This is a genomic window from Streptomyces sp. NPDC093097, assembly GCF_044754325.1.
Classification (GTDB): Bacteria; Actinomycetota; Actinomycetes; order Streptomycetales; family Streptomycetaceae; genus Streptomyces.
Map to the genome: position 1 here is coordinate 1 of NZ_JBIVOW010000027.1, position 16,296 is coordinate 16,296.

Sequence of the window (16,296 nt, forward strand, 5' to 3'; positions counted from 1 at the left end):
GGCGTTGACTTTTGGCACGCTGTTGAGTTCTCAAGGAACGGACGCTTCCTTCGGCCACCCTCTCGGGCTTCCTCCGGGCGCTTCCCTTCGGTCTTTGCGTCTCCGACTCTATCAGACCCTTTCGGCCCCGATTTTCGCCGGTGCGATCCGGCCTTTCAGCTTTCTCGCGGTTCCAACCGTACCAGATCCGTTTCCGTCTCCGGCCCCCTGTTGGAGCGGGGTTCGGCCGCTTCACTTTCGCTTTTCGGCCTTTCCGACTTTATCAGATCTTCTTTCGTTCTGATTCCCCGTCGGCGGGGTGTCCACTACGTTAGCGGGATTCCTCGGTGACGCCTAATCAGGCGCCCGGAATGAATTTCGGCGTGCGGAATTCGATCTCGTTGAGGGGCCGTGCAGTAGTGAGGTGCCGCGATGCGGCGGGATGGCTGCCTGGGGCCGTCGGCTCCATGACAACTCGAAGAGTTTACAAGATCCTACGGGTACGGCGCGACTCGGGGGGCATCCGCGGTGGTCCGAGCCGTCTCGGACCACCAAGCCGCCGGGCCGCCTGGTCATCGGAGCATCCACAAGGTGGGCACGCGCTCCGCCGGCGGCTCGAACCGCGTCCGCCCCTTGGGTCATGTTCTGCGCCGTGGTCTCCGTCGCTCACCACAGGCGCCCCTCCTCCGGCTCAGAGTCCGTGCTCGTCCATCAGGCGCATCAGGTTCCGCTTGCGCTTTTGAGCGGTACGCAGGGCGGTCACGTACCCGGTGAACTCCTCCGGCGTTCCCAAGCGGCGGTGGCAGTCCCGGATGCTCAGCAGCAGGCTGACGAGCTCCTCGTAGACCGCGTTGCCGGTCTTTGTGGTCAGCGGCTCCGCCAGGCGCACGTAGACGGCAAGCGTGTCGGCAGGGCGGGTGGCACGGGCCTGGTCGGCGAGGGTGAGCCACTGCCGGTCATCGGCGCCGCCCTCGGTGGCGGCGTGCCAGGCAGCGTCGATGTCTTTGTCGTCGAGTAGGGCGTCAACCAGGACAGGGCCGCCGTACCGACCCTGTTGCCGATGCTCCGCGTCAGCCCGCAGCAGGGCCAGCGCGCTCTCGCGCTCGGCCGGCCAGCAGTCCGCGGCCCGGGCTGCGGTGCGCAACTGCTGGTATGTGAGCAGGGTGCGGCGGGCGCCGAAGTGGTCGCGGCGCAGGGCGACGGCGTCGGCGAACCGGTCCGCCTGCACGTAGCGGTCGCAGAGGTAGTCGACGAGGGCGGTGTCGACGGCGGCGAGGTCCTGGGTCTCCCGGACACCGCGTTCCGCCCAGTCCAGCGCCTCGTCGCGGCGCCGGGCGGTGTCCAGCTCGCGGGCGATGACGAGGTGAGTGTGGCCGTTCGGCGCGAGGTCGGCCGCATGCACGGCGATCACCGCATCGATATCGTCTCCCGCCTTGGCCAGACGTTCCATCAGGTACTTCTCCGCCCAGCCGCGGCGGTTGGCCTGCCATGCCTCGACCGCCAGCTTCCGCAGGGCGGCCATCCCCTCTGTGCCGAGAACGTCCTCGTAGTCGAGTGGATCGATGTCGGTGAGGTCGTCGCCCGACTCGCCGAGCGCATGGCCGACCAGCCAGTGCGCGAGCTCTCCCGGATCGGGGGACGCCGCACGGCACGCGTCGAGGTGGGCGTCGGCGAGGCCGTCGCCCACCTGGCCGAGCCATCCGTCGGAGTCGTCGACGCTCTCCACCGCCTGGGCCAGCAGCTTCATGGCCTCCCGCACCAGGGGGATCGCTTCGGCTGCCCGTCCGGAGCCGGTGAGCGCGCCGATCGCGGACACCGCCTGCTCGGCCTGGTCCGCGTAGGCGCGGGCATCGGCGTACTCGACGTACCCGTACTGTGCGAACGGGCCGATGTCGAGCAGTTCGCGGATGCGGGCCCGGACCGCGGCGAGATCCCCGCGTGCGCTCGCGGCCCGTACCTCCAGGCGACGCCGCAACTGCCGGTCCTCGCCGAGCTGTTCGCGCAGCAGAGCGAGCAACTCGTCCTTGGACTGGGCAGACAGCCACCCGTCGAGGTCTTGCGCCCGGTCCTGGGCCGCCTTCCTCTGCCGCGGCAGGCCCTCCGGTCGGGCCAGCATCGTCAGGCCGAGGGCGACCAGGTGCTTGCAGAAGTTGCCCTCAAGGCCGAACGGGCAGTCGCACTCGCCGGACAGCCCGCCGGGCCCGTCCAGGGACAGCTCCACCTCGTACCGCTCCGTACCGTGGACGCTCGCGCTGATCCAGCCGTCACCGACCTCGACCCCGGACACCGCATCCAGGTATCCACGCCCGCGCTCGAAGGAACGGGAGCCGGCCAACATCTTGAGGTTCGATTCGGTGAGGTCGCGCATGGTCTCTTTCGCCCTGTCTTCTGGTCCTGTCCGACACCGCTTGGCAGTTCATGACTGCCGGGCAGCCTGATCCGGCAGCTCCAGAGCGTCCCCGTCGCCGGGGTCCGTACTGCGCGGTGCGCCGAGCAAGGAGGGTCTGCCCACTGGAGGGGTCGGCGAAGCGGTTCTCCCTCTGCTGTCTGCGCTCTCAGCATTCCTCGCCCCCAGCGGGGCGTCGACCAGGATGGGGCTGCCTCACCAGCCCTGCTGCCGCTCTCCGCGTCGGCCTGCAGCAGGCCGACGCGCTCTCGCGCTCGGCCGGCCGGCGGCCTGCGGCCCTGGCAGCAGCACGCAGCTGCTGGTACGGGAGCAGGGTGCGGCGGGCGCCGAAGTGCTCGCGGTGGCCTGACCAACGTCAGGCCGGTGCATGGAGGCCCGTGTCCCGCGCCGGTGCTCACGCGCCCCTCGTGCCCACGGGAGAGTGGCATTGGGGGCTACGGAACCGAGCACCGCACATCGTCCAGCCTTCGCCGCTTCGGCTGGTGAATCTGCCCTGCGGGTGCCGCGCAGGAACTCGACGGTGATCTCGATGCTCCTGCCGGTGCCGGTGATCGTCGACGCGCTCATCGGTCGGCGCGAGGCCTTCGCCTTGACGGCCCTCGGTGCTCGTCAGCTCTCCCGTCTGGCGATCGCCGTTGCGAACCACTGGGCGCTACCCGTCCTCGCGACTTCGACTGCCAACTCCCGTGCGTACACGCATACTTGGCTCACGATCAGCAAGGGTCGTTGTGGACGGTGCGGCATGGCGCTCCCTGCTGGCAGAGGTAGGGATGAGAAGGCTCCAGGCGCGAGGTGTTCGAGCCTCGGCAGGTGGGTGAGTGCCCAGTGGGGCGCGGTCGAAGGGAAGGTACGCGATGCGAGTGCTCTTGGCCGAAGATATGCAGCTCCTGCGTGGCTCGTTGGCGAGCCTGCTGCGCCAGGAAGCAGACATCGACGTCGTGGCGGAGGTGGCGCGTGGGGACGAGATCGTGCCGACGGCACTGCGCACCGAACCCGATCTCGCGTTAATAGACATCGGCTTACCGGGCATGGACGGACTCACTGCTGCGGCCCAACTGCACGAGCACCTGCCGTCGTGCCGATGTCTCATCGTCACGAGCCTGGGCCAGCCCGGAAACATCCGACGTGCCCTGGCCGCACACGCCAGGGGATTCCTGCTCAAGGACACCCCGCTGGATCAACTCATCGTGGCCATAAGGAAGGTTGCGAAGGGTGAGCGGGTCATTGATTCGGAGCTGGCAGCCGCAGCGTTGGACAGTACTCCCAACCCCTTCACCCCACGGGAGGCCGAGGTACTCCGGCATGCGGCCGAAGGCGCGCGGCCCCAAGAAATCGCCCAACGGCTTCACCTGGAACTGGGCACCGTGCGGAACCACTTGTCGAGGGTCGTCACCAAGTCAGGCGCCAGAAATCGCGTCGACGCCATCCGGATTGCCCTGCACGAGGGATGGATCTGATGCCTTCCAGGGGAGCAGGCGTCGCTGGGGCGGAGAAGCGCCGTCATCGCCGTCCACGTGTCCGGTCGGAAGGTTGACCGGTAGGCGGACCTCCAACCGGAACTCTTCTCCCCGAGTGGTTGCCGGGCGTGAGACGGACAGGGTTCCCCCCAAGACCGCGACGCGCTCGGAGAGGTTCCGCAAGCCGCTCGATTCGGGGGGCACGACGGCCCGTGCGGGACGGGGACGGTCATTGACGACAATGAGCCGGGTGGTGCCCTTGTACCGGGTGATCCGTACGGTGCAGTGACGCGCCGCGCTGTGACGCACGACGTTGGTCACGGCCTCCCTGAGGACCGCCGCCAGAACGCCGCCTGAGCTCTGCGGCAGCGAGACGCCGTGGTGCGAAAAGTGAGGCGCTATGCCGGCAGCCTGGAGCGTTGAGCGGGCCGAGACCAGCTCCGACTCCAGGGAGAGGCTGCGGTACCCCTGGGCGGCCTTGCGTATTTCGGCGTGCGCCTGCCGTACGGTCTTGATGAGATCGGCGACCTCCCCCCGGGCGGCCCGTGGGTCCTGAGCGAGCAACCTGTGCGTCAGCTCGGCCTTGACGGAGGCACTGGAAAGCGTGTTCCCGACCAGATCGTGGAGGTCGCGTGCGAACCGTATCCGCTCCTGGGTGACGGCCAGCTGCGCCAGATCCATCCGTAAGGCATGGGCCTCGCGGGTCTGATCGGCAAGACGCACCGCGCCGAACAGTGTCAATCCGATCAATGCGGTGACCAACAGCCCGACCAGAGCAGAACGCGCGTCGTGGCTGACTCCGAACACCAACACGGGGTTGAAGGCGGTCACACAGCCGGCCAGCAGCCAAATCTTCCGGCCGCGCAGGCTGAAGAGCAGGGAGCCGACAAACAGGCCCGGCACGCCGCTCCATCGGTCTCCGACAAGGAGATGAGGAAGATGGGCCAGCACACCCTGCGCCGCCAGGACAAAGGGACCCCAGCGTAGCTGGCGTCCGCACAGGGCACAGGCGGTGAGATATATCTGCATACCGCCGAGAGCAGCCACCACGATTTCACTGACCACGATGCCGGGCGTAACCGCGGGAGCTTTGCTGATCTCCAAGAGAACCACGACAAGAAACCCAGCGGAAATGACCGTAACGACAGCAAGTGCCAGTTGCTGGGCCTGTCTTGGCGTGCCGATCCCCGTGCCGAACTCCACTTGCACTTCCCCCCTTATGAAGCCCTCCCGAGATGAGCATCTTTCCGATGCCCCTACAGCTGTCGACCCCGGGACGGCGCACCGGCCATCTCCCCTGCGGTTGGCGCGCGTTCAACGAGGCCGTCGACTCCACTGCAAAACGTACACGTCCTCGCGAAGACGGGTGGCAAGGGTAAGGAATCACGTCTCTGCGCCATAACCCGTTATTTCTGGCCAACCCGGCTGGAATGATGCTCCACGCTTGCCCTTACGACTCGAAGCCGCCAGTGCCGGATCTCCAGATTCCGGTTTTGTGACGCGAGTTGCCGCCGCCAGGGCCCAGGTCACGCCGGCGCCCGCACGACCTCCGCGGTCGACTGTGAAGTATTAACAGGGGATTTCAGGAGTTCTTCTCTCGTGCAGAAGCGGCCCGCCAGGCAAGGTTCATGGTGCACCCACCAAGGACGCGGGGCGTCGAGGAGGATCCACGGGCCCAGCATGTCCGGGGAACCGGCAGTCAGCAGAGGGGAATTTCGATGGACAAGCGCTATGAGAATTACTGCATGGCCGACCCCGTCTTCTTCGAAGCCCCTGGCCGGTCCGACAACGGCGCCAGCGGTACCGATTTCGCAGTGTCCGGACGCGCCGTTCCCGAAGGGTGGCGGCAGCACAGAGGGGACATGTGGCTTGAGCTCCACCCCCTTGGCGAGCACATGCTGGAACAGGGGTGGAAGGTACACGCCTCGGGTACCGCGGAGAATGCCGAACGCATGATTGAGACGGTGTGGGACTACTGCGTCCCCCGCCGCTATGGATTCAAATTCCTGCCCAGCCGGCACGCCTTCCTGGGGCAGAACGGCAAGTATGCTCCGCGGGGTGCGAGCGGCAAGCTCATCACGATCTACCCTCGCAACGAGGCGGAGTTGACCGATGTACTGACCGGTCTTTCCGCTCTCCTGGAGGGAGAGCCCGGCCCGTACATCCTCAGCGATGCACGCTATGAAGCCGGCCCGCTCTATGTGCGTTACGGAGGTTTCCGCAAGCGGGAGATCCTGCTGGAGAGCGGTGACGTCGTCCCCGCCATGCAGAGGCCAGACGGTGAGCTCGTACCGGATATACGTCGGCCGGTCTTCGAGGTTCCGGAGTGGGTGACCCCGCCAGGCATCCTCAAGAAGAGCATCGAGGCACGCACCGTGGCCTCGAACGATACTTTCCCGTACCACATCCTCAAGCCGCTCCACTTCTCCAACGGCGGCGGGATCTATGTGGCCAAGCGCCTCTCCGACGGACTCCAGGTCGTCCTCAAGGAGGCCCGGCCGCATGCCGGACTCGATGCGGAGGCAGCCGACGCGGTGACCCGGCTTCTCCGTGAGCGGGACACCTTGGTCAAACTCAGCGGGGTACAGGGGATACCCCAGTTCCATGAGCACTTCACCGCTTGGGATCACCACTTCTTGGCCATCGAGCACTTCGAGGGTGAGCGGCTGAGTTCGAAGGAGGCTCAGACCTATCCGCTGCTCGGTGCTAACGCCGACGACGAGCAGAAGGCTGCCTACACCCAGTGGGCCGTGGACATCTGCCGGCAGGTGGAGACATTGCTCGGCGAGATCCACGAGCGGGGTGTGGTGTACGGCGACCTGCACCCGCACAACGTTCTGGTGCTTGAGGACGGCCGGGGGGTGCTCGTCGACTTCGAGACGTCCTCCTTCGACGCCGAGGGCTTCCAACAGGCCATGGCCGCACCCGGTTTTGCGGCACCTCGCGAATACCGTGGTACCCGCGTCGACAGCTATGCGATGGGGATTCTGCGCCTGTGGCTCTTCATGCCTCTGGTGCCGATGCTCACCCTCGACCGGGACAAAGTCCACGACCTCATCGACGCGATGGAGGAGAATTTCCCCGTACCGGCGGAGTATGTCGAGGCCATCCGCGCCGGGTTGGGAAAGCACGTGCCCAGGACGAAGGCGGTACAAGCGGGCATCGGCCGGCCTCCGGTGCGGATCCAGGGCGAGGCCACCGACTGGCCGCGACTGCTGGACTCCATGGCAGCGGCGATCAAGACCAGCGCGACACCCGAACGGGAGGACCGTCTCTTCCCCGGTGACGTACGGCAGTTCTCACACGTGGGTGAGACCTTCGCGTTCGGTGCGGCAGGCGTGCTGTACGCGCTGCGGGAAAGCGGCTATGAGATCCCCGAAGGGGCGGACGACTGGTTGCTGTCCGCCGTCGAGCGCAGCAGCATCAACCAACCGGGATTCTTCGACGGTCTCCATGGAGTGGCGCACACGCTTGAGAGAATCGGCCGCAAGGACGACGCTCTGCGCCTGATCGAGCGGATCGACCCCACGCTCGACCAGTTGACCAACCCGAATCTGTTCGGCGGGCTCTCAGGGATAGGGCTGAATCTCCTGCACTTCGCCGACGTCACGGGTGACAGCGCCATGAGTGGCCGCGCCACGCAACTGGCGAAGAGAGTGGCGGAATCGATTGCCGGCGGCACGTTCCCGCGGGCCGCCGGCACACGCTCGGGTGCGGAACTCGGTCTCGTCCGCAAGTCGAAGGGCCCGGCCGGCCTCATGCACGGCTGGTCAGGACCCGCACTGCTGATGTTGCGGATGTACGAGCACACCAACGACAGCTCATGGCTGGACCTGGCATTCACAGCATCCCACCTCGACCTGGACCGCTGCGTCGTTTCCAGCTTCAACACCTTGAACGTCGACGAGGGATGGCGACTCAACCCCTACATCGAGACCGGTGCTGCCGGAATCGCCATCGTCGGCTCGGAGCTACTGCGCCACCGTGCGGACGACAGGTTGCTGGACGCTCTCACCTCCGCACGCAACACCTGCGCCGGCGGCTTCTTCGTGCAGCCTTCCCTCTGGAACGGCCGCGTCGGCCAGATGGCAGCCCTGCAGCACATCACAGGTCCGACCGATGCCGATACGGCCCAGGTCACACGGCGCCATCTCGAAAGACTTTCCTGGCATCAGCTCGGGCTCCACGGAAACGTCGTCTTCCCAGGCTTCCAGCTGATGCGGATTTCGATGGACTACGCGACTGGAAATGCGGGTATTTTGCTCGGCCTCAAGAGCTCGTTGAGCGGAACCGCGAATTTCCTCCCATTCCTCCGTCAGGCCCATCAGGAGTCCTGACGGCGGGTTGACACCCACCATGGGCCGCCTCGGCCCGTACCACTCAAGGAGCGTCATTCATGGCGAACATTCTTGATCTGCAGTCCCTGGAGCTTCGTGACGAGGACATCGTCGCTCTGGGCTCCGGCAATAGCGTCCACTGCAACGACACCAGCGGCATCAGCATCGCCTGCTGAGCCTGCACACCCCACTCATCCAAAGGAGCATCATCATGGCGAACATTCTGGACCTGCAGTCCCTGGAGCTTCGTGACGAGGACGTCGTGGCCCTGGGCTCCGGCAACAGCGAGCACTGCAACGACACCAGCGGCATCAGCGTCTTCTGCTGAATGACCGACTGAGGTCGAATGAGTGCGGGGCGGCGATAAGCCGCCCCGCACGTCGTTTCCGACCACGGCGGTCGGCTCAGGAAGCCCCCGTAAGGAGAGACCATGGACGACAGGCAGCAGGAGCGCAGTGGTCGGGTTCCGGGAACGTGGCGCCGGATCGCAGAATGCGCCGTGCCCTTTCGCAGCCGCCTCATAGGCTTCTTCTTCCTCGTGCTGCTCGAGTCGGCACTGATAGTCCTGCCGTCGCTGCTCACCCAACGCATCGTCGACGAGGGGGTGTTGCGTCACGACAAGGGCCGGGTCATCGAGCTGGTCGTACTGCTCGTCGCCTTGGCGACGTTCGCCGCCTGGGTGACGTATTTCGAGCGGCGTCTGGCCGTTGGCATCGGTGAGGGCATGACCCTGGATCTGCGGAAACGTGCCTTTTCCCAGGTACAACGCATGCCTGTCTCCTTTTTCACCAGGGTGCCGACCGGACGCCTTGTCACTCGCCTCGACTCCGATGTCCTGGGGGCCCAAAAGGCATTCACCACGACCGCGTCCACTCTGCTGTCGAACCTTGTCGCGGTCGTCGCGGTGGCAGTCACCATGGTCTTCCTGTCGTGGCAGATCACCATCGTGGCCGCCGTACTGGTGCCCGCATGCCTGTTGCCGGCTCGGGTTCTCAACAGGCGGCTGCGCAAGCTGAATCGGCGGCAACTGACCGACAACGCCGCACTCGTGAGCTTCATGACCGAGCGGTTCAGCAGCCAAGGGGCGGTGCTCGCCCGGCTCTACGGTCGGCCCGAGGCTGAGATCCAGCATTTCGAGGGGCGTGGCAGACGGCTCCGCGACGCCGGCATTCAGTTGACCGTCACCAATGCCATGCTGGCGCTCACCGTCTCCTGGCTCGCGACCATGGGAACTGCCGCGGCCTATCTGGCAGGTGGGCTCTTGGCCGTCGACGGCGGCATCACCGTCGGCACCCTCATGGCCATGGTCACCCTGATGGCTCGCCTCTACGGCCCCATCACCTCGCTCTCCTCCACGCGTGCCGAAGTCACCGCTGCGGTCGTCAGCTTCGAGCGCATCTTTGAGGTTCTGGACCTTGTGCCCGATATCCAGGACATTCCCACCGCCGTGGCACTTCCCCCGGACAGCGCCTCCATCACTTTTGAGAACGTCCGCTTCCGCCATCGGACGCCGTCGGGTTCCAGCCTCGTCACGCTTGAGGAGGAGGCACCGACCAGCGGAAAAGAACAGGACATTCTCCGAGGCCTGGATCTGCATGTCGAGGCCGGGCGGACTCTCGCCGTGGTCGGCCCGTCGGGTGCCGGCAAATCGACCCTGGTCAATCTCGTGTGCCGGCTGTACGACCCGGTGAGCGGCACGGTTCGGATCGGCCGCCACGACCTGCGCACCGTCGCCCAGGAGTCCATACGGGATGCCGTTGGCGTGGTGGCCCAGGACAGCCACTTCTTTCATGACACGCTGCGGGCCAACCTCACCTACGCGCGTCCCGACGCCACCGATGAAGCATGTGAGAGCGCATGCCGGGAGGCCATGGTCTGGGACACCGTGCAGCGCATGCCCAAGGGCTTGGACACCGTGGTCGGTGACGGCGGGCATCACCTCTCGGGCGGTGAGCGGCAACGGCTGGCCATCGCCCGGCTGTTGCTCAAGAATCCGAGGATCGTGCTGCTCGACGAAGCCACCGCGCATCTCGACTCGGAGTCGGAAGAAAAGGTCCAGCAGGCGCTGGCGCGAGCCCTGCACGGCCGTACGGCACTGATCGTGGCCCACCGCCTGTCCACCGTGCGGGGAGCCGATCGCATCGTCGTGCTGCGCGACGGCGGCGTGGCGGAGAGCGGCACGCACGAGGAGCTGCTGGCGGCCGACGGGCTCTATGCCTCGCTCTACCGCACCCAGTTCGGTGACGGGGCGGTCGGACACGGCCGCGCGGTCGGCATCACCACCTGATTCGGGCCGGAACAGCCGGCACGCGTCGACGGTCCGTGTTCCTCGCGCGCAATCCCGGTTTGTCGAAGTTGTTCCCGATGCATTTCGCGGTCGAAAGTGAGGTCGGCCGGCAGGAACGTCCGGTCACCACCGGGGAGTTCGGGGCGAAAGAGGTTCGGACCGCCTGCGAGTGCGAAGAGCGATACCCGCGCGGCGACCGCTATTCCACCGCGTGGACGGCGTTCACGCGAAGTACCAGAACGCCCGGGACAAGCACGCCGAGTGCGCCCAGTCCCGCACACCCCACGGCGATTTTCGCCATATCGGCCCAGGGCAGCACGGCAGTCATGTCCGTGAGGTACGGCGCAATACGGGACGACAGTCCGGCCAGAAAGACCCAGTTGACCAAGCCGGCTGTCATCAACCCGCTCAGTACCACGGCGACGGACTCCCAGCCCAGCATGCGCAGCAGCTGGGCTCGCGTGCTCCCGGCCAGCCGCAGCGCCGCGAACTCCTGGCGGCGCTGCCGGGTGGCCAGCAACAGGGTGTTGAGGATGCCCAGGGCCGCGCACACGATCAAAGGTGTCATGAGGATGCGCAGACCGACGGCGTTGTTCTCCTGCTGGAGCGCGTTATGCGCGGTGGCGGTCGCCTGCGACACGGCGTTGCCACACCACAGCATGGTGCTGAGCCCGGCCGCCAGCAGCACCGGACCTGCCATGGCCGCCACCCGTCGTCCCGCCGCCGCGCTGTTCGCTGCCGCAAGACGCCCCGTGCAACGGGACAGCAGCCGTCCGGGCAGGGCGCTGAGCGCCGCCGCCGGACGCACGACGAGCGGAAGCAGCAGCCACGCGGCGATGAGCAGCATCATGCACAGCGCCATCGAGCCGTTGACTGCTTCGTGTGCCCCGCTCTTGCGTGCGTAACGCTCCCAGACCGCCCAGGCCAGGAGCAGCATGACCACCGCCCCGATCGCCCGCCCGGTGGGCAGCGCGCGGCGCTCGACCACGGCTTCCCGGAGGGCGGCGACCGCGGACGTGCGCAACGGGCCGCGGACTGCCGCCAGCGCCGCCGGGACGGCGATCACGACGGTGGAGAGCAGCCCGACGGCAAAGCCGAGGGGCGAGAAGTCGGGTCGAGGTCCGCTCGGAAGCACGTGGTGGCCGATGAGCCAGTCCAGTACGGGGCCGAGGGCGACCGTCCCGCCGGCGGCCCCCGCCACGCCGCCCAGCGCGGCGACCACCGCGGCCTCGCTCACGATCTGGATCCGGATCTGCGTCGTGCTCGCTCCGACGACCCGCAGCGCTCCGATCTCCGTCCGCCGCTGCTGGGCGACCAGGGTCAAGGTGTTGGAGACGAGGAGCAGGGCGGCGAAGCCGGAGGTGCCTCCGACCAGGCCGAGCAGCGATTGTGCCGAACGCTCGGCGCGGTGGCCCGGGTCGGCTTGGTGGACGCTGTCCAGGACGGAGGCCAGCAGGGTCAGCAGACCCGCGCTCATGGCGGAGACGAGGAGTACACCCACGTACTGCCCCAGGCGGGTACGGACGGAGGCAAGGACGAGAGAGAGCATGGCTGTTCACACCTCCAGGGCGGCCAGGCGAGCCGCAATCGTCTCGGCCGTGGTGTCCTCGGGCCCGGCCAGCCGGTCGACCAGCCGTCCGTCGGCGAGCAGCAGTACGTCATCGGCCCAGGCTGCCGCCTGCGGGTCATGGGTGACCATGATGACGGTGGCCCCCAGGTCGTCGACGGCCCCGCGGAGCAAGGCCAGCACCTCGCGGCCGGAGGCCCTGTCCAGCGCACCGGTCGGTTCGTCCGCGAAGACCACCTCGGGCCGGGTGATCAGCGCCCGGGCCAGCGCGACGCGCTGCCGTTGGCCTCCTGAGAGCTGTGCGGGACGGTGGCGGCGGCGGTCGTTCAGCCCCACGCGCGTCAAGAGATCGTCCAGGCGGTGTGTGTCGGGGCGGCGGCCGGCCAGGCGCAGCGGCAACTCCACGTTGGCGGCGACGCTCAGCGCGGGGATGAGGTGGAAGTCCTGGAAGACGAAGCCGACACGGTCCCGGCGCAGCAGCGTCAACTGCCGCTCGGACAGCTCGCCTAAATCCCGGCCGCCCAGGACGACGGTGCCTGTGGTGGGGTGCTCCAGCCCGGCTGCGCAGTGCAGCAACGTCGACTTGCCCGACCCCGACGGCCCCATCACCGCGGTAAAGGTGCCGGCCGGGAAGCCGTGGTCGATATCGTGCAGGGCCGTCACCGAACCCGCCCCCTTACCGTGCACCTTGCGCACGGAGCGCAGCCGGACGGCCAGGTGTTCGTCCGTGACGGGTCGGTAGGCGAGGGAGGGCGGAGGCGTTTTCTTCATGATCCTATTCAATTCCGGACGGAGATCATTTTCAGTGGACGCGGCGGAATACCGCGGAGGGGAAAGAACTCCCCTTGATTCAAGGGCCTGATTCGGGCGCGCGTGGCCGGCACCGCCCCAATCCAGCGCCGCAGCACGGTGATCACGCGGTATACGCCGGGTGCCGACACGGTCGGCAGCAGGTCGCCGGACGCCCCGTCATCGCCGGCCGGAGGAATCCGGGGCCGCGACGCCTATCCACCGCCGGGCGCCCTCAGGTGCGAGACCCGGGCGGGCGGCAGGTTGTGCCAGACGACGCTGCGGCCGTCGCCGCTGCCGTAACGGGCGGAGAACTCGGCCAGTACGGCCGCCACCGCGCGGTGCCGGGCGGTATCGGTCCGGTCGGCGAACAGGGTCCGCAGGGCGAGCGTGCCGAGATAGCCGAAGAAGGTCAGATGCCCACCGGGGACCAGAGCGGCCATATACCGCTCCATCAGGGAACGCACCGTGTCGGGGGCGAAGTTCGTGAACGGCAGACAGGAGACGATCACGTCGTAGCTGCTCTCGGGCAGCGGCGTGTGGCAGATCGACTCCGGGACGATCCGGATCTGCTCGGCCGCTGCGGCCAGCGCCGGGTCCGTCCGCAGCGCCCCGGTCAGCATGCGCACGAACCGGGGGTTGATCTCGACGGCGTCCAGCCGGTCGCCCGGCCCGATACGTTCGGCCAGGGCGCGGGTGACGGTGCCGGTCCCCGCGCCCACCTCCAGGACGCGCAGTGGGCTGCGGCCGCCGGGGGCGGGCAACGGCGCGGCGAGCCTCCGGGCGAGGGGCGAGCCGCTCGGCGCGACCGCGCCGGTGGCGGGCATGGAGCGGACGGCCTCCCGGAGGAACGCGGCAGCGCCGTCATGACGCCGAGTGCCGGTCGGGACGGTGACCGAGGACGCGGTTGTGACCGTAACCGGTGTCTGGTTCATGCTCACGACGGTAGGCGGCGGCCGAACCTTTTCCATCGGCCGTTCCGCCGCGGCCACCCCGTACGAAAGTAGAGGGTGATGACCGCCAACTAGTCGATGTGGCAAGGATATTGCATACCTACACTGACCTGGTGAACAAGGTGGCGGGCCGAGCCTGGCCGTGGTGGGCCGAGGCACTGGTGCTCTGCGTCGTCGGCGTGGGAACGGTGCAACAGGCCTACGTAGGCGCGGGGTCCACGCTGCTCAGCCCCCAGGTCGCGGCGGCCGTGGCGTTGACCGCCGCGGTCCTGCTGCGGCGCCGTTGGCCGGTGTGCGCCCTGCTCGGCACCATGGTGGGCGCGTTGCTGCTGGGGTTGTTCTTTCCGCTGCTGGTCGTGTTCTTCTACCGCGTCTCCCAGGGCCGGTTCCTCTTCGAGGGGCTGTGCGTGGTGGTCGCGATGATCGGAAGTTCGCTGGCGCATCCGGGATCCAACCTGTGGATGACCCGGAAATACGGGCCGCTGGCGGTGCTGCTGCTCGCGACGGCCATCGGACTGTGGACGGGCAACCGCCGCCGGCACGTCGCCTCGCTCGCCGAACAGGTCAACCGCCTCCGGATGGAGCGTGAACTCCGCGCCGAACAGGCCCGGTTGGAGGAGCGCACCCGGATCGCCGCCGAGATGCACGACGTCCTCGCCCACCGGCTCACCGTCATCGCCCTGCACACCGGCGCCCTCAAACAGCGCGCCGCCGACCTCCCGGAGCCGGTGGCGACCAGGATCGGCCTGCTGCGCACCGCGTCCACCGACGCGCTCGGCGACCTGCGGGACGTACTGGGCGTGCTGCGTGGCCACGACAGCGGGGAGACCACGGGCTCACGCGTACCCGGCCTTCCGGAACTCTCCACAGTGATCGACGAGGCCCGCGCGGCCGGACAGCAGATCGACGCGGTCGTCGAGGGCAACCCCGACCGCGTACCGGCCAGCCATCGCCTCGCCATCCACAGACTTGCCCAAGAAGCCTTGACCAACGCCCGTAAGCACGCCGCCGGAGCGACCGCGCGGCTCGAGGTGCGCTACGGCCCGCCGCAGTCCACGGTGGTGATCCGCAACCCGGCCGGCGCCTCGTCCGAGGCCGCGGCCGAAGGCTCCGGCTACGGCCTGGTCGGCCTGGCCGAGCGAGTGACCGCCCTCAACGGGCAACTGGAGTACGGACCTACGGGATCAGGAGGCTGGCAGGTGGCTGCCACCATCCCACTCGACGACCGACGCAGCAGGGGGGCGGCGTGATCCGGACAATGATCGTCGACGACGACGGCCTGGTGAGGCTGGCGCTCGCCGACATTCTTCAGGACGCCCCCGGCATCACCGTCGCCGCACAGGCATCCGACGGCCGGGAGGCCGTCCGACGGGCCACCGCGCAATGCCTGGACGTCGTGCTCATGGATGTGCGGATGCCCCGCATGGACGGCATCGAAGCCACCAGACAGCTCACCGCACTGCCCGAGCCGCCCAAGGTCGTGTTGCTCACGACCTTCGACCTGGACCAGTACGTCTACGACGGACTGGCCGCCGGCGCCGTCGGCTTCCTGCTGAAGGACACCGACCCCGCGGAGATCATCCGAGCCGTCGAGGTCGTCGCCGACGGGCAGGCGATGCTCCACCCCCATGCCGCCCGACGGCTCATCGAGCGCCATCACCACACCGCGCGCGGCGCCTCGGCAGCCGCCCAGACCCGGGTGGGGCGTCTGACACCGCGCGAGACCGATGTGCTCAGGCTCCTGGCCGGCGGTGCGTCCAACGCCGAGATCGCCACCGGGCTGGGCATGCGGGAGAGCACGGTGAAGGCACACGTCAGCCGTATCCTGTCCGCCCTCGAGGTGGACAACCGGGTACAGGCGGCCCTGTGCGCCAGGGACGCCGGCCTGACGCACTGAGGGCACGTCGAACGACCGTTGTGGGGGCGCCTCGGTACGTGGTCATGCGCGTCCGGTATGCCGACGTCGGCGCCGTATGCCCCGGCCGGGGGTGCACGTGGGCGGCATCCCCCGCAAGCAGCGATCCCTCCGGGCGGCACCTGATGCCGTCCCCACTCCGGGGCAGCCCTCAGCGCCGCCGCTTCACCGTGTCCGGATTCAGGCGCTTCGGTACGTGGTGAGGTGGCGCCGGCCGATGAGGAACCAGAGCAGGCTGCCCAGGATGGGCGCGATGAAGGCGAACACCACCCACACCAGCTTCATCCCGCCGTCCATCCGCGCCTTCAGGATGCTGACCAGCGCACCGACGAACAGCGCGACGAACGCGACCACCGCCGCGAACAGGACGACGAGGCCCGTATAGCCCACGGCACTCTCGGACAGACCCAGGAAGCTCTGCTGACCGGCGAGAACGACGTGCATGACGAGAAGACCACCTTCGTGGGGGGAAAGAGCGGATGTGCGGCGCCCGGGCGCCGCCGGCCCCCGCTCCGGTCCGTGGCCTTCAGGTGAGGCCACCTGAGCGGCGGGCACACCAGAAATCTATGCCGGTGTCGCCCCGGAAACGTTCGCCCCCAGCACGA

Annotated in this window: 13 protein-coding genes; 7 read left to right on the forward strand and 6 right to left on the reverse strand. The window is 67.9% G+C overall.

Annotated elements, in window-relative coordinates:
• Nucleotides 1–670: 670 nt before the first annotated feature.
• Nucleotides 671–2,347 carry an SWIM zinc finger domain-containing protein gene (locus tag ACIQE0_RS33420; protein ID WP_402339001.1) on the reverse strand — a complete coding sequence of 559 codons (1,677 nt, stop codon included), beginning with the start codon at nucleotides 2,345–2,347 and terminating at the stop codon, nucleotides 671–673.
• A gap of 893 nt (nucleotides 2,348–3,240) precedes the next feature.
• Here ACIQE0_RS33420 and ACIQE0_RS33425 point away from each other — a divergent pair.
• Nucleotides 3,241–3,843 carry a DNA-binding response regulator gene (locus ACIQE0_RS33425; RefSeq protein WP_402339003.1) on the forward strand — a complete coding sequence of 201 codons (603 nt, stop codon included), beginning with the start codon at nucleotides 3,241–3,243 and terminating at the stop codon, nucleotides 3,841–3,843.
• Here the strand turns inward: ACIQE0_RS33425 and ACIQE0_RS33430 are convergent.
• Entirely contained in the window at nucleotides 3,784–5,046 is a 1,263-nt protein-coding gene (locus ACIQE0_RS33430) for a sensor histidine kinase (protein WP_402339005.1), read from the reverse strand. The genes ACIQE0_RS33425 and ACIQE0_RS33430 overlap by 60 nt on opposite strands.
• Nucleotides 5,047–5,561: 515 nt before the next feature.
• On the opposite strand from ACIQE0_RS33430, the gene lanKC reads away from it, so the two are divergent.
• The 4 genes from lanKC (at nucleotide 5,562) to ACIQE0_RS33450 (ending at nucleotide 10,467) form a co-directional block, all read left to right on the forward strand.
• Nucleotides 5,562–8,180, forward strand: coding sequence for a class III lanthionine synthetase LanKC (gene lanKC, locus ACIQE0_RS33435; protein ID WP_402339007.1), 2,619 nt, complete (start codon nucleotides 5,562–5,564; stop codon nucleotides 8,178–8,180).
• Nucleotides 8,181–8,239: 59 nt separating this feature from the next.
• Nucleotides 8,240–8,356 (forward strand): class III lanthipeptide, encoded by a 117-nt coding sequence (locus ACIQE0_RS33440; protein ID WP_366338626.1) that lies wholly within the window; start codon nucleotides 8,240–8,242, stop codon nucleotides 8,354–8,356.
• A gap of 35 nt (nucleotides 8,357–8,391) precedes the next feature.
• Nucleotides 8,392–8,508, forward strand: coding sequence for a class III lanthipeptide (locus ACIQE0_RS33445; RefSeq protein ID WP_366338624.1), 117 nt, complete (start codon nucleotides 8,392–8,394; stop codon nucleotides 8,506–8,508).
• Between the two features lie 102 nt (nucleotides 8,509–8,610).
• The gene (locus ACIQE0_RS33450; protein ID WP_402339010.1) at nucleotides 8,611–10,467 is read left to right on the forward strand and encodes an ABC transporter ATP-binding protein; all 1,857 of its coding nucleotides are present in this window, start codon (nucleotides 8,611–8,613) and stop codon (nucleotides 10,465–10,467) included.
• A 199-nt stretch (nucleotides 10,468–10,666) separates the two neighbouring features.
• Here ACIQE0_RS33450 and ACIQE0_RS33455 read toward each other — a convergent pair whose 3' ends face one another.
• The 3 genes from ACIQE0_RS33455 to ACIQE0_RS33465 all read right to left on the reverse strand — a co-directional run bounded on the left by ACIQE0_RS33455 (nucleotide 10,667) and on the right by ACIQE0_RS33465 (nucleotide 13,758).
• On the reverse strand, nucleotides 10,667–12,016 hold the full coding sequence (locus tag ACIQE0_RS33455) for an FtsX-like permease family protein (RefSeq protein ID WP_402339012.1): 1,350 nt from the start codon (nucleotides 12,014–12,016) through the stop codon (nucleotides 10,667–10,669).
• A gap of 6 nt (nucleotides 12,017–12,022) precedes the next feature.
• Nucleotides 12,023–12,805 (reverse strand): ABC transporter ATP-binding protein, encoded by a 783-nt coding sequence (locus ACIQE0_RS33460; protein ID WP_384102024.1) that lies wholly within the window; start codon nucleotides 12,803–12,805, stop codon nucleotides 12,023–12,025.
• Between the two features lie 233 nt (nucleotides 12,806–13,038).
• Nucleotides 13,039–13,758 carry a class I SAM-dependent methyltransferase gene (locus tag ACIQE0_RS33465; RefSeq protein ID WP_402339014.1) on the reverse strand — a complete coding sequence of 240 codons (720 nt, stop codon included), beginning with the start codon at nucleotides 13,756–13,758 and terminating at the stop codon, nucleotides 13,039–13,041.
• Between the two features lie 131 nt (nucleotides 13,759–13,889).
• Between ACIQE0_RS33465 and ACIQE0_RS33470 the strand changes: the two genes are divergently transcribed.
• A complete protein-coding gene (locus ACIQE0_RS33470; RefSeq protein ID WP_402339016.1) occupies nucleotides 13,890–15,026 on the forward strand; it encodes a sensor histidine kinase in 1,137 nt (378 codons plus the stop codon).
• The gene (locus ACIQE0_RS33475; protein ID WP_402339018.1) at nucleotides 15,023–15,673 is read left to right on the forward strand and encodes a response regulator; all 651 of its coding nucleotides are present in this window, start codon (nucleotides 15,023–15,025) and stop codon (nucleotides 15,671–15,673) included. Before ACIQE0_RS33470 ends, ACIQE0_RS33475 begins: the two co-directional genes overlap by 4 nt.
• A gap of 198 nt (nucleotides 15,674–15,871) precedes the next feature.
• On the opposite strand, the gene ACIQE0_RS33480 is transcribed toward ACIQE0_RS33475, so the two are convergent.
• On the reverse strand, nucleotides 15,872–16,135 hold the full coding sequence (locus tag ACIQE0_RS33480; RefSeq protein WP_402339020.1) for a PLD nuclease N-terminal domain-containing protein: 264 nt from the start codon (nucleotides 16,133–16,135) through the stop codon (nucleotides 15,872–15,874).
• Between the last annotated feature and the right edge of the window lie 161 nt (nucleotides 16,136–16,296).

Bases quoted from the DNA above. Each gene is read 5' to 3' on its own strand.
- ACIQE0_RS33420 (WP_402339001.1), bottom strand. From the start codon at position 2,347: ATGCGCGACCTCACCGAATCGAACCTCAAGATGTTGGCCGGCTCCCGT.
- ACIQE0_RS33425 (WP_402339003.1), top strand. From the start codon at position 3,241: ATGCGAGTGCTCTTGGCCGAAGATATGCAGCTCCTGCGTGGCTCGTTG.
- lanKC (WP_402339007.1), top strand. From the start codon at position 5,562: ATGGACAAGCGCTATGAGAATTACTGCATGGCCGACCCCGTCTTCTTC.
- ACIQE0_RS33440 (WP_366338626.1), top strand. From the start codon at position 8,240: ATGGCGAACATTCTTGATCTGCAGTCCCTGGAGCTTCGTGACGAGGAC.
- ACIQE0_RS33445 (WP_366338624.1), top strand. From the start codon at position 8,392: ATGGCGAACATTCTGGACCTGCAGTCCCTGGAGCTTCGTGACGAGGAC.
- ACIQE0_RS33450 (WP_402339010.1), top strand. From the start codon at position 8,611: ATGGACGACAGGCAGCAGGAGCGCAGTGGTCGGGTTCCGGGAACGTGG.
- ACIQE0_RS33455 (WP_402339012.1), bottom strand. From the start codon at position 12,016: ATGCTCTCTCTCGTCCTTGCCTCCGTCCGTACCCGCCTGGGGCAGTAC.
- ACIQE0_RS33460 (WP_384102024.1), bottom strand. From the start codon at position 12,805: ATGAAGAAAACGCCTCCGCCCTCCCTCGCCTACCGACCCGTCACGGAC.
- ACIQE0_RS33465 (WP_402339014.1), bottom strand. From the start codon at position 13,758: ATGAACCAGACACCGGTTACGGTCACAACCGCGTCCTCGGTCACCGTC.
- ACIQE0_RS33480 (WP_402339020.1), bottom strand. From the start codon at position 16,135: ATGCACGTCGTTCTCGCCGGTCAGCAGAGCTTCCTGGGTCTGTCCGAG.